The organism is Xenorhabdus thuongxuanensis, from assembly GCF_001908095.1.
Taxonomy (GTDB): domain Bacteria; phylum Pseudomonadota; class Gammaproteobacteria; order Enterobacterales; family Enterobacteriaceae; genus Xenorhabdus; species Xenorhabdus thuongxuanensis.
Genome location: NZ_MKGR01000018.1, coordinates 66845 through 79730 on the forward strand (window position 1 = coordinate 66845; position 12886 = coordinate 79730).

Here is a 12886-nt window from a genome sequence, read left to right on the forward strand (position 1 = left end):
TTTCCTTATTTAAGTTACGTATATTAGCTTGAACATCTATATCGTAACGGAAAGGTGTTTTTCTTGGTATAACCCTTGAACTCCACCCGCATAGCGGGTGGTTTTATGTTTAAGAAGCTAACGCATCTTAAACTGGCTAAAGCCATAATATAAAAAATTAATTAAAATTATTTTTAGTCTATTATACATCTGTATTCTAATGTTTCATATCAATGAAAAATGGTTAATTATATAAATTTATAATAAAAACCATCTTGTTATCCAAGCTAATTAATTTCATCATTTAATTTTATATAAACCCTATTAATGAAGTTATAACCTATATTAACATGCAACATTAAAATAGATAAAATATGCGTTAGATCACGTTTTGCAGGTAAAATCCAGCAAAACCCGCATCCATATCAAATTTGCCTCCTACACTCTTCGCTATAATTAAGCCATATAAAAAATAGCAGATTGACTCCCACTTGAATAATGGAGAAGAGCAGTGCAAACCTTCAATGTCGACCTCGCGATTATCGGAGCCGGTGGTGCAGGGCTACGAGCTGCCATCGCGGCTGCTGAAGCCAATCCTCAACTCAACATCGCCTTGCTCTCAAAAGTTTACCCTATGCGTAGCCATACGGTAGCCGCAGAAGGCGGATCTGCCGCAGTCACTCAATCGCACGATTCCTATGATTTTCACTTCAATGACACTGTATCCGGTGGTGACTGGCTGTGTGAGCAAGATGTGGTTGAATATTTCGTCAAGCATTGTCCGATAGAAATGATCCAACTGGAGCAGTGGGGCTGCCCGTGGAGCCGCAAGGATGACGGTTCTGTGAACGTACGTCGTTTCGGGGGCATGAAAATTGAGCGCACATGGTTTGCCGCCGATAAAACGGGTTTCCATATGCTCCATACACTGTTCCAGACTTCACTTAAATATCCACAAATCCAGCGTTTTGATGAGCATTTTGTCCTCGATATTTTAGTAGATGAAGGACAAGCACGCGGGTTAGTTGCGCTAAATATGATGGAAGGGACGAAAGTTCAGATCCGCGCCAATGCGGTCATTATGGCGACTGGCGGTGCCGGACGTGTATACCGTTATAACACTAATGGCGGCATTGTCACGGGTGATGGCATGGGAATTGCATTCCGTCACGGCATACCATTACGCGATATGGAATTTGTGCAATATCACCCAACCGGCCTGCCGGGTTCCGGTATTTTGATGACCGAAGGCTGTCGTGGTGAAGGCGGGATTCTGGTAAACAAAGATGGCTATCGTTATCTACAAGATTATGGCCTGGGGCCAGAAACGCCACTTGGACATCCTGAAAACAAATATATGGAATTAGGCCCACGTGACAAAGTATCCCAGGCGTTCTGGCATGAATGGCGGGCAGGCCGCACCATCGCAACGCCGCGTGGCGATGTAGTACATCTGGATTTGCGCCATTTAGGTGAGAAAAAACTGCTCGAACGTCTGCCATTTATCTGTGAGCTGGCAAAAGCCTATGTTGGCGTTGATCCGGTTAAAGAACCAATCCCCGTTCGTCCAACTGCACATTACACTATGGGCGGAATCGAAACGAATCAACAGGGTGAAACTCGCATCAAAGGATTGTTCGCTATCGGTGAATGCTCTTCTGTTGGCTTGCATGGTGCAAACCGCCTCGGCTCTAACTCGCTGGCTGAATTAGTTGTCTTTGGCCGCCTGGCCGGTGAAGAAGCAGTCAAGTATATCCAGGAAGTGAAACCCGCCAATAATAGCGGATTGGATGCTCAATCTCGTGATGTTGAAGATAAACTCAATAAGTTGTTGAATCAGAAAGGCGGCGAAAACTGGGCGAAAATCCGCGATGAACTGGGAATTTCAATGGAAGAAGGCTGCGGAATCTATCGTACACCTGCGCTGATGCAGAAAACCATCGACAAAATTTTCGAACTGAAAGAACGCTTCAAACATATCGAAATTAGCGACCGTTCCAGTGTATTCAATACCGATCTGCTCTACACCATTGAATTAGGATTTTGTTTGGACGTCGCTGAATGTATGGCACATTCCGCCATGAATCGCAAAGAGTCCCGCGGCGCCCACCAGCGCCTTGATGAAGGCTGTACCGAACGTGATGATGAGAACTTCCTGAAACATACACTGGCGTTCTATAACCCAGAGGGTGCCCCGCGTCTGGAATACAGTGATGTAAAAATCACCAAATCGCAACCAGCGAAACGCGTCTATGGGGGTGAAGCGGCTGCACAAGAGCAGAAACAGAAGGAGCACGCGAATGGCTGAGATGAACAGTCTGAAAATAGAAGTCATGCGCTATAACCCGGAAATTAACAGTGAACCCCATTTCGCCACTTATGAAGTGCCTTACGATGAGCAAACTTCACTGCTGGATGCCTTGGGTTACATCAAGGACAATCTGGCGCCGGACCTCTCTTACCGCTGGTCCTGCCGTATGGCAATCTGTGGTTCCTGCGGCATGATGGTAAACCGTGTACCAAAACTGGCCTGTAAAACGTTTCTGCGCGATTATGCTCAAGGAATGAAAGTCGAAGCATTAGGCAATTTCCCCATTGAGCGGGATTTGGTTGTGGATATGACTCACTTTATTGAAAGCCTGGAAGCTATCAAGCCTTATATCATTGGCAATGATCGTAAACCCGCCGATGGTCCAAATGTGCAGACCCCTGCTCAAATGGCGAAATACCATCAGTTCTCCGGTTGTATCAATTGTGGCCTGTGCTACGCCGCCTGTCCCCAATTTGGCCTGAATCCTGAGTTCATTGGGCCTGCCGCAGTCACGCTGGCACACCGCTATAACCTTGATAGCCGCGATCACGGTAAGAAAGAACGCATGCCGCAAATCAACAGAGATAATGGCGTCTGGTCTTGTACTTTTGTCGGTTACTGCTCCGAAGTGTGCCCGAAACATGTTGATCCGGCTGGTGCGATTCAACAGAGCAAGGCAGAAAGCGCCAAAGATTTCCTTATCTCCATGCTGAAACCACAATAAGAGGAGAGAGTAATGACGACAAAACGTAAGCCTTATGTGCGTAGTATGGAATCTAATTGGTGGCATAAACTTGGTTTTTATCGCTTCTATATGTTGCGTGAAGGAACAGCCATTCCCACTGTTTGGTTCAGTGTCTTGGTACTTTACGGTTTGTTTGCCCTGAAAAGTGGCTCTGAAAGCTGGGCGGGGTTTGTCTCTTTTTTGCAAAATCCACTGGTGCTACTGATTAATATCATCACTTTGCTGGCTACATTACTGCATACCAAAACATGGTTTGAGCTAGCTCCCAAGGCACTCAATATCATCGTTAAGAATGAGAAAATGCCACCAGGGCCGATTATCAAGTTGCTATGGGCAATCACTATTATTGCTACCACCGTAATTCTCGACATAGCACTGTTTTTCTAATCTCAAGGAGGATCTGATGAATCAAGTACCTAAACGTTCCGATGAACCGATTTTCTGGGGGCTGTTTGGCGCCGGTGGTATGTGGAGCGCGATTGTTGGGCCAGCAATTATTCTTCTATTGGGGGTCTTACTACCACTGGGATTAGCCCCAGAAGCACTTTCTTATGAACGTATCCTGACATTTTGCCAGAGTTTTATTGGCCGCATCTTTTTACTGCTGATGATTAGCCTGCCTTTATGGTGTGGTTTACATCGCCTGCATCATGGTATGCACGATCTGCAAATCCATGTTCCCGCCAGTAAGTGGGTATTTTATGGTACAGCCGCGATTTTGACTGTTATTGCTCTAATTGGGATTTTTACCCTGTAATTATGAATTGGAAAATAATCTTAGGAAAAAGTCTGCGGATAAACCGCAGACTTGTTATAAAAGGTATTTTTTTGAAGCCATTAAGACATGTTCATTAGAACTTATAAGAAATTGTCGCTTTATATGTGCGGCCTTTCTCTTCTTGTCCTCGTGTAGTATTCAAATAGTAAGAGTGTTCGTTGTAACGTTTATCGAACATATTATCGATGCCAAACAGGAGTTCGGTATTTTTAAATACACCTGATTCTGGTGCCCAAGAGATATACATATTGCTTACACCATATCCCTGCTTATGTACATCTCGACCTTTACCTTTTGAGTTTTTTGACATAACAAAGCGAGTATTCCAACCGAGTTCAATGTCAGTTTTGTCAAACAGGTAACTACCACCCATAGTGATAGAGTCACCCACTGATGGCTCAAACTCTAATCCTCTGGTAAATGCTTTGTCAAACAGCTCATTACCTTCAATAATCTTGTTATTAACTTTGGCATAAGTGGCTTTTAAAGACAAATTATCCAATTTGTAGCCAGTCGCTAATTCAAACCCTTCCAATCTGGATTTCGGGATATTGTGTAATTCCCTCTTAGCTAAAGTTGTAGACAGGTTTTTGAAATTCGTTTGGAATACCTTACCTGAGACCATCAATGTGTCATTTTCAGCAAAAACGCCAGGATAAGAACCGACCAATCCAGTTTCTAAGTTGTAACCAGTCGTGGCCTTTAAGTTATCATTATGGCCAGTTCGTCCCAAACCAATTTCTTTGCCCAATGGACCTCTAAAAAGTTCGGTATAATTGGCAAATAGTGTTGTAGATGCCCCAAGTTCGTATTTCAATCCGAGTGCTTTTGCGAAATGAGAATAAGTTCTATCAAACTGTTCATTTTGTTTATTAATAGTATGATATTTATAGTGATCCCATCTAATACCCGGTATAATATGGAAATCAGCAAATTGAATATCATCCTCTAAATAAACAGATGATGCATTTCCTCTTTCTGTTTCTTTTTTGTATGCATTTTCTGTTACATCAGTGTATGCCATTCTGGTATCAAAATATTCATACCCATAGATTAAAGTATGAGCTAATCTCTGAGTATCAAAACTAGAGGTATTACGAACCTTAATACCTTGGGTTTCAACAACACTATCAAATCCTTTCCCATTTCCGGTGATTTCTCTCATATGGGTAAAAGCCTGTTCAGTATGATAGGCAGATATTTTTAAATCAATGAGGTCATTATCGACTGGTGCATATCCATAAGTGATATTATGGGTTTTACGGTCAATAGCATATTTTCCTTTTTTCCCTTCATTAATATCATCACCAAAATTTAACCTAAAGTTAGTATCAGCATCATTCTTATAATGTTCTGTTGATACATTAATATACTGCTCATCTGTTAGATTAAATTTCGCTTTTAATAGGTAATTGAATAACCTTCCATCTGTCGGAATTGAATCTCTCCCATGATTATCTCTGCCAGATTCAGCATCATGCATATTGCGATGGGTAAAGTAACCTAATAAATCAGCAGCACCTAATCTGCCATAGGTCGCTAAAGATTGTTGGAATTCAGAACCATTGCTTGAATAGTTTAATTTTCCTTTAGCGCCAAATAATTGTCCCGGTTCTAACAGATCACCGGCATCAACGGTTTCAAATTTTAATGCACCACCAATAGCACCAGTGTCGTAGGTAATACTGTTACTACCGACCTTGATATCAACTTGCTTTAACATTTCAGGATCGATACCGTAACTTCCTGAATGATGGAAGTGATATCCTTCTTGCCTTGCGCCATCAATCGTCACGTTAATGAATTGATCATCCATCCCACGGATTTTGAAACGTTGTCCTATAGCGCTAGGGTGACCGGCTTGTACGCCCGGTACATTCTTTAAAATATCACCGACACTTTGTGCTTGTTTAACCCTGATTTCATTACGGCTGACTTTTCTATCTTCTGATACTTCATGAGCATTGTTATCCGCAATCACAACTAATGTATCGCTAGTGTTAGTCGATTTTTTAGTTGAGCTTTCAACATTTGCAAATGCGTTGGTAGAGATAGCGACTGTCAGCATAGATGCGGACATCAGAGGAACACACAGGCCACTTTTCGCCAGGCTAGCGTAAATTTTGGTAATTTTAGACATTTATTTTCAAGAAAGAATACTATTGAGAAGAGTTATTATTTACATTTCCAAGAGAAATGTAAATAACTTTAAAGCCGAGTATGGAGTAATTCATTACTACTCTATGTTAGCCAGGACACTCTCTGCATCTTGATAATCTCCCGCTTGGGCACAGAGCGTGATTGTTCCTGAACAATGAGCATTGATTTGTACTTCCATTTTCATGGCTTCCATCACTGCAATCACATCGCCTTCACTGACTTGCTCACCTTCTTTAACCATCCAACAATGCAGAATACCGGAAATAGGGGCTTTTACCTGACGGGGATCTTCTGGCAGTTTTTCCTTTATGGCAGACGGCGAAAATTGCTGTTCACCCACAGGAGCTAAATTCACCAATCCCGCCAACAAATCCGGTGGCAATCCCAATTCATGTCTGCGGCCATCGATCTCAATAAAAGTGTGAGTCATTTTTTTATCTTCAATCGGGAACTGGCGTAGAGAAGCTTCTAGTTCATTCACAAAATCCGTTTCAATCCAGCGGGTATGGACATTAAATTTATCACCAGAAATAAAATCTGGATGCTCCATCACTGCTTGATGGAAAGGTAAAACGGAGGCTACTCCACGGATCTTAAACTCTTTCAATGCTCGACGTGCCCGAACAATGGCCTGTTCTCTGGTCGCCCCTGTGACAATTAATTTTGCCATTAGTGAGTCAAAAGTGGCCGGAATTGTGGAGCCATTAACCACACCGGAGTCCAAACGAATACCAGGGCCAGCAGGCGGGGTAAATTCGGTAATTGTGCCAGATGTTGGCAGGAAACCTTTAGCCGCATCTTCCGCATTAATACGAAATTCAAACGCATGCCCCCTTGGGGTAGGTGTTTCCTGAATACTTAATGGATAACCTTCCGCTACCCGCAACTGTTCGATAACCAGATCAATACCCGTTGTCTCTTCTGTCACAGGATGTTCCACTTGTAAGCGAGTATTTACTTCCAAGAAAGAAAGTGCGCCATCTGCACTCAGTAAAAACTCTACTGTGCCAGCTCCTACATAATTGGCTTCTGCACAAATGGCTTTTGCTGACTGATGAATACGTGCTCTTTGTTCCTGAGTTAAAAATGGTGCAGGCGCTTCTTCCACTAACTTTTGGTTACGACGCTGCAAAGAGCAGTCACGAGTACCAAGTACTACAATATTACCCTGTTTATCCGCAATGACCTGTGCTTCAATATGGCGTGGTTTATCCAAAAATTGCTCAATAAAACATTCGCCACGACCAAATGCCGCTGTCGCCTCACGTACCGCGGAGTGATAAAGTTCTGCAACTTCATCTATACGCCAGGCAACTTTCAAACCTCGTCCACCACCACCAAAAGCCGCTTTAATGGCAATCGGCAAGCCATGCTGTTCCGCAAAAGCAACAACTTCCTGTACATTTTTGATTGGCTCTGATGTCCCAACGACCAACGGCGCTCCCACTTTCTGGGCTATCCTACGCGCCTTAACCTTGTCTCCCAGCTCATCAATAGTTTCAGGATTAGGGCCAATCCAAATTAAGCCAGCATCAATCACTGCCTGAGCAAATTCCGCTCTCTCAGACAAAAAACCGTAACCTGGATGCACCATTGTTGCTCCAGATCTCTTCGCTATATCTAGCAAACGAGGAATATTGAGGTAAGTTTCTGTTGGGCTATTTCCTCCTAAAGCATAAGCCTCATCAGCCAGTTGAACGTGTTGTGCGTTGATATCGACATTCGCATAGACAGCGACTGTCTGTACGCCATAATCGCGGCAAGCCCGAATGACCCGAACAGCAATCTCTCCACGGTTGGCAATCAACACTTTCTTATTAATATTGTTATTTACATTGTTCACAGTGGTGTTCATGGTAAATCATTACTCCCTTGAATTTCATAGAATTGGCTGATGGGATTGAACCGAATTTTGGCATTGACAGGGATCTGGCCAGCAAGATCGAGATGATAATCTGCGACTGAGGCAATAACTGGATACCCTCCGGTCAATGGATGGTCAGCTAAAAACAATACCGGCTGCCCACTAGCAGGAATTTGTATCGCCCCTGCACATGTTCCTTCGCTAGGTAGTTCTTGTAACTTAATTCGCGATAGCGAGCACTCACCATTTAACCTCAAACCAATTCGATTGGATTGAGGTGTTACCTGCCAAATTTGTTTGCTCAATAAGTCAATGGATTCTTGCGTAAACCAATCTGTACGAGGGCCAAATATGATATCCAATATTACAATTTCATCTTTATTTGGCATGTCAAAAGCCGGAGTTTCAGAAACAGATATTGCTGCACAGTGAAATGTTTCACCGACAACTAATTTATCTTTCATTTTCAACGGAGCAGGCCCAATATTGGACAAGGTATCAAATGAATGACTGGATAAAATGGCTGAAACAGTAAAGCCTCCGCGCACCGATAAATAAGAACGCATACCAGCTACAGGCACACCCAACGAAATTTCGTCACCATCGTTTAAATCAATTGGTTGGTAAGTATTCACATGGAATATTTCGCCTGATGGCGTTTTTATTTCTATTGGACAGGGCGCTCCTGTAATCGCAATCAGCATCTGTCCATGTACTATCGCCTTAAATCCACCCTGAACTATTTCCAGACACGCTTGGTCAGAGGGATTACCAACAATACGGTTTGCACTGCGCAAGGCCCTTTTATCCATTGCACCCGATTCTGAGATCCCCGATTTTGCCTGATTAACCCGCCCCAGATCTTGAAATAAGGTTTGTAATCCCACAGACAAAATTTCCAGATGACAGCAATCATCTGAAGTAAGTGCCATGTTATTGTCCGACGTTTCAAGCAAGCTAATTTCAGGTGCATCAGTTTCAGGTAAACTGATTGTTGCAGGATGACGCCCAGCATCTCGAAAGTTAACACGATAACCCGGTTGCAATAAGGCCGGTGATGGACGGGAAAGATCCCACATACTTTCGGTCGTAATGCCGATAAGCTGCCATCCTCCGGGGCTTGCCTGCGGATAAATGCTGCTGAATTCCCCTGCCAATGCAACAGCCCCTGCCGGAATGCGCGTTCTAGGGGTTTTGCGACGAGGTATATTCCATTGTGAGGTATTCGATACCATATAGGCAAACCCAGGGGCAAATCCAGTGAAGGCTACGGTATATTCATTTTCGGTATGTTGCTGAATAACCTCCTGAACTGTACATCCCAATATTTCCGCAACCAACGCAAGATCATCACCGTTGTAATGCACAGGAATTTCTATTCTTTTTCCCGTTGCATGATTGCGTTCCTGCAAATCTCGGCTACTGATTTCTGCCGCTAATTGTTGGTTTGAGATTTTTGTCGGCCGAAAACGAACCATCAGCGTTCTCGCAGCCGGAATAATTTCTTCAATCCCCAAAATGGGTGACATATTCAGTGAATCAAGCAGAGCCAGTGTTTCTGCTAATCCATTCAATTCAACCATTATGTTATTGTTATTAACAGGTAAAAAACGCAAGGCTATCTCCCCAAATGACTAACCATATTAATGCGATCCATACTTATGAATGAATAAATGGCCGAATAGTCATTCCCGCCTGCTGCAAAACTGCCTTGACCTGTTTTGCCATCGCTACCGCACCAGGAGTATCACCATGCACACAAATTGAATCCGCCTGAATAGGGGCAAATTTGCCATCAATTGACTCAACTCCCCCTTCTGTTACCAATTGCAACATGCGCTGAGCAACGAGATCAGCATCATGCAAAACAGAACCCATTTCACGACGGGAAACTAATTCCCCTTGTGAGGTATAAGCACGATCAGCAAACGCTTCTGCTATGGTTCTCAACCCTCTTTCCTGAGCCAATTTGAGAATATTTGATCCCGCCAAACCAACCAATGCAAGGTTAGGATCTATCGCCAGAATTCCTTCAATAACAGCAATTGCCTGATATTCGTCATTTACGATTGTGTTATAAAGCGCGCCATGAGGTTTGACATAACTCACTTTAGTACCTGCCGCCGTAGCCAATCCTTGCAAGGCACCAATCTGGTAAATAACATCAGCGGTAAGTTCATGATTAGCTATATCCATTTTACGTCGCCCAAAACCAACTAAATCGGGATAAGAAACATGGGCACCTATGGCTACATCATTTTTCTGCGCAGTTTTCAAGGATTGCAAAATCCCAACCGGATCACCCGCATGAAAACCACAGGCAACGTTAGCACTACTAACGATACCCAGTATTTCTTCATCGTTTCCCATGCGCCATTGACCAAAACTTTCACCGAGATCACTATTCAAATCGATCGTTTTTATCATGATGATTTCCCTAAGCTGATTTCAAAAACTCAAAGATTGAACCGATAGACATGGCGCCCATGTACCATGTCAGCACACAAGTCACCGCACCAGACCACAGTAACCAGCGAGGGTAGACATATCCAGCCATCAAATCAGCGCGTTTCCAGCCAACATAAACAAAGATAGTCAAACCAAGAGGAAGAATGAGCCCATTGAACCCACCGGCGAAAACCAACAACGCGGCTGGTGGGGTTCCCATAACTAAATAAACGGCTAACGATATGGCAATAAAGAACAACGTCGCAATATTGCGCTGGCGCTCAGTAAATTGCTTTCGAAAAACACTGCAAAAAGAAATGGAAGTATAAGCAGCACCAATAATACTGGTAATTGCCGCAGCCCAAACGATTAAGCCAAATATACGCAACCCAAACTCACCAACAGCTATCTGAAAAGCTTGTGAGGCAGGATTTGCCGTTTGACTAGCAACATCAAGTGTAACGCCGCTGGCAACCACACCCAAAATGGCGAGGAATAATAGGTATCTCATCAAGCCAACGACCAAGATCCCTTTCGTTGCTGCACTGGAAACAACTTTGATGTTTTCAATGCCGACCGCACCTTTATCCAGTAAACGATGAGCGCCTGCATAACAAATGTAACCACCAACAGTTCCGCCAACAATCGTTGTTATTGTCGCAAAATTGATTTCATCAGGCAGTATTGTTTGTCGTAAGGCTTCTCCCACTGGCGGATTAGAAACTATCGCAACAAACAATGTCATTGCTATCATGACGAGCCCCAATATCACCATAATACGATCAATAGTGACACCCGCCTTACGAGAGGTAAAAATGTAAATAGCCATCAGCGCACTGAGTAATCCGCCCCATTTCGGCTCCAATCCCATCAGGGCATTAAGCCCTAATCCTGCTCCCGCAATATTACCGACGTTAAATACTAATCCACCCAAAATTACTAAAATAGCCAATAAATAACCACTTCCTGGAACCGCAGCATTAGCAATATCCGCTGATTGCATTCTGGTTAACGTGACTATTCGCCAAATATTTTGCTGTACCACAAAATCAATCAAGATAGAGGCTAAAATACCAAAGGCAAAAGCGGCTCCCATCGTCGCAGTAAATGTAGCCGTTTGAGTGATAAACCCAGGTCCAATCGCTGATGTCGCCATCAGAAAAACCGCAGCAATCAAAGACGAACGCCGATTTAATACAAAATTTGCCGTGTCTTGTTTCACTGTTTCCTGTATAGCCATTGGCTATTCTCCCCTGTCATCGTTATCGTATTTATTGTTTTCTAAGCAATATTTGTACCATTGTGGAACTAAAGAAGAGAATTGTTTGATTAATATGAATGTATTGTTGAACAATAAATAAGATCTGATGGGGAAATAAGCAAATAAAATTGTATTATCGATCTTCAAAACCCAATAGGGATCACTTTTTTAACATTTTTCGTTGGATTTATCATCAATATGCACAATTTAGGTGCAATAAGCACAATAATATCGCCCTGTTTTGGTTCAATGGTTGTAACTTGCTGGTTCTCGGGGAATATGTGAAGATTCGCTTTTGTAAACGCTTTGAAGGTGTTTGTTATCAGCCATTAAATCTAACGGATGACTATGAAGAAAAACCATTCTCCCCAAACCTTGAGCAAAAGAATCGCTGAAACCATCAGAAATAAATTGGTTGTTGGGGAGTTATTACCTGGACAACGACTATCAGAAGCTGCGTTGAGTGAACAGCTTGCAATTTCACGAAATACATTACGTGAAGTGTTCCGCCTTCTCACGCAAGAAGGGCTGCTGAAACATGAACCTAATCGTGGCGTGTTTGTCGCGACTCCCGACATTGCATCCATTATTGATATCTATCGAGTTCGACAGTTAATTGAATGTCAGGCGCTTGCCCAGGCTTATTCAATGCACCCTAGTGTTGCCAAAATGAAACAAGCCGTTGAAGCTGCTCGGCAATGCCGTGAGCAACAAGATTGGATTGGTGCTGGAACAGAAAATATGCACTTTCATGCCGCGATCGTAGAATTAACTGATAGTGATAGGTTGATCGCTTTTTATCACAATATCTCCGCAGAACTTCGTCTGGCTTTTGGTATTTTAAATGATCCTGAGCTTTTGTATGCACCTTATATCGATAAAAACGCGCATATTCTGGAACTACTCAATTCAGGGAAAAATGAACAAGCCGCTAAGACAATGAAAGATTATTTAGAATTATCAGAAAGGGCGATATTGGCTGCTTATACACGTAAAAATAACCAAATATCCTAAAAAAATTAAACGCAAAAAAGCCATCCGTAAAGGATGGCTTCTCTGGCTAATTGAATGTCTGGCAGTTCCCTACTCTCACATGGGGAGACCCCACACTACCATCGGCGCTACGGCGTTTCACTGCTGAGTTCGGCATGGGGTCAGGTGGGACCACCGCGCTCTTGCCGCCAGACAAATCCTGTTTTCAATCCCGAACAAGCTGTTTTCTCTCTCTGAAACTTTTCTCTTCTCTCACACCCAAAACACCTTCGGTGTTGTCAGGTTAAGCCGCACGGTTCATTAGTACTGGTTAGCTCAACGTCTCGCAACGCTTACACACCCAGCCT

10 protein-coding genes and 1 rRNA gene are annotated in these 12886 nt (G+C 43.2%); 5 read left to right on the plus strand and 6 right to left on the minus strand.

Annotated elements, in window-relative coordinates:
* Nucleotides 1-490 precede the first annotated feature (490 nt).
* From frdA to frdD, 4 genes are read left to right on the plus strand one after another with little or no spacing between them, the layout of a single operon-like run.
* The gene (gene frdA / locus Xentx_RS12350; RefSeq protein ID WP_074020533.1) at nt 491-2287 is read left to right on the plus strand and encodes a fumarate reductase (quinol) flavoprotein subunit; all 1797 of its coding nucleotides are present in this window, start codon (nt 491-493) and stop codon (nt 2285-2287) included.
* The gene (locus Xentx_RS12355; protein ID WP_074020534.1) at nt 2280-3014 is read left to right on the plus strand and encodes a succinate dehydrogenase/fumarate reductase iron-sulfur subunit; all 735 of its coding nucleotides are present in this window, start codon (nt 2280-2282) and stop codon (nt 3012-3014) included. The genes frdA and Xentx_RS12355 overlap by 8 nt, the downstream gene beginning before the upstream one ends.
* A gap of 12 nt (nt 3015-3026) precedes the next feature.
* The gene (frdC, locus tag Xentx_RS12360) at nt 3027-3422 is read left to right on the plus strand and encodes a fumarate reductase subunit FrdC (RefSeq protein ID WP_074020535.1); all 396 of its coding nucleotides are present in this window, start codon (nt 3027-3029) and stop codon (nt 3420-3422) included.
* 16 nt (nt 3423-3438) lie between these two features.
* Nucleotides 3439-3792 (plus strand): fumarate reductase subunit FrdD, encoded by a 354-nt coding sequence (frdD, locus tag Xentx_RS12365; protein WP_074020536.1) that lies wholly within the window; start codon nt 3439-3441, stop codon nt 3790-3792.
* A 94-nt stretch (nt 3793-3886) separates the two neighbouring features.
* On the opposite strand, the gene Xentx_RS12370 is transcribed toward frdD, so the two are convergent.
* From Xentx_RS12370 to Xentx_RS12390, 5 genes are all read right to left on the minus strand, one after another.
* Nucleotides 3887-5953, minus strand: coding sequence for a TonB-dependent receptor domain-containing protein (locus Xentx_RS12370; protein ID WP_074020537.1), 2067 nt, complete (start codon nt 5951-5953; stop codon nt 3887-3889).
* A gap of 96 nt (nt 5954-6049) precedes the next feature.
* Nucleotides 6050-7828: an acetyl/propionyl/methylcrotonyl-CoA carboxylase subunit alpha gene (locus tag Xentx_RS12375; protein ID WP_074020538.1), complete on the minus strand. Its 1779-nt coding sequence runs from the start codon at nt 7826-7828 to the stop codon at nt 6050-6052.
* A complete protein-coding gene (locus tag Xentx_RS12380) occupies nt 7825-9453 on the minus strand; it encodes a 5-oxoprolinase subunit B/C family protein (RefSeq protein WP_074020539.1) in 1629 nt (542 codons plus the stop codon). Before Xentx_RS12380 ends, Xentx_RS12375 begins: the two co-directional genes overlap by 4 nt.
* A 43-nt stretch (nt 9454-9496) precedes the next feature.
* The gene (locus Xentx_RS12385) at nt 9497-10264 is read right to left on the minus strand and encodes a LamB/YcsF family protein (RefSeq protein ID WP_074020540.1); all 768 of its coding nucleotides are present in this window, start codon (nt 10262-10264) and stop codon (nt 9497-9499) included.
* A 10-nt stretch (nt 10265-10274) separates the two neighbouring features.
* On the minus strand, nt 10275-11525 hold the full coding sequence (locus tag Xentx_RS12390; protein WP_074020541.1) for an NRAMP family divalent metal transporter: 1251 nt from the start codon (nt 11523-11525) through the stop codon (nt 10275-10277).
* Between the two features lie 369 nt (nt 11526-11894).
* Here Xentx_RS12390 and Xentx_RS12395 point away from each other — a divergent pair, with 369 nt between their 5' ends.
* Complete coding sequence (locus Xentx_RS12395) at nt 11895-12560, plus strand: GntR family transcriptional regulator (RefSeq protein WP_074020542.1); 666 nt, start codon at nt 11895-11897, stop codon at nt 12558-12560.
* Nucleotides 12561-12616: 56 nt separating this feature from the next.
* Here the strand turns inward: Xentx_RS12395 and rrf are convergent.
* Nucleotides 12617-12732 (minus strand): 5S ribosomal RNA (gene rrf, locus Xentx_RS12400).
* Between the last annotated feature and the right edge of the window lie 154 nt (nt 12733-12886).

Coding starts and splice junctions, on each gene's coding strand:
- Xentx_RS12355 (WP_074020534.1), top strand. CDS start 2,280: ATGGCTGAGATGAACAGTCTGAAAATAGAAGTCATGCGCTATAACCCG.
- frdC (WP_074020535.1), top strand. CDS start 3,027: ATGACGACAAAACGTAAGCCTTATGTGCGTAGTATGGAATCTAATTGG.
- frdD (WP_074020536.1), top strand. CDS start 3,439: ATGAATCAAGTACCTAAACGTTCCGATGAACCGATTTTCTGGGGGCTG.
- Xentx_RS12370 (WP_074020537.1), bottom strand. CDS start 5,953: ATGTCTAAAATTACCAAAATTTACGCTAGCCTGGCGAAAAGTGGCCTG.
- Xentx_RS12375 (WP_074020538.1), bottom strand. CDS start 7,828: ATGAACACCACTGTGAACAATGTAAATAACAATATTAATAAGAAAGTG.
- Xentx_RS12385 (WP_074020540.1), bottom strand. CDS start 10,264: ATGATAAAAACGATCGATTTGAATAGTGATCTCGGTGAAAGTTTTGGT.
- Xentx_RS12390 (WP_074020541.1), bottom strand. CDS start 11,525: ATGGCTATACAGGAAACAGTGAAACAAGACACGGCAAATTTTGTATTA.
- Xentx_RS12395 (WP_074020542.1), top strand. CDS start 11,895: ATGAAGAAAAACCATTCTCCCCAAACCTTGAGCAAAAGAATCGCTGAA.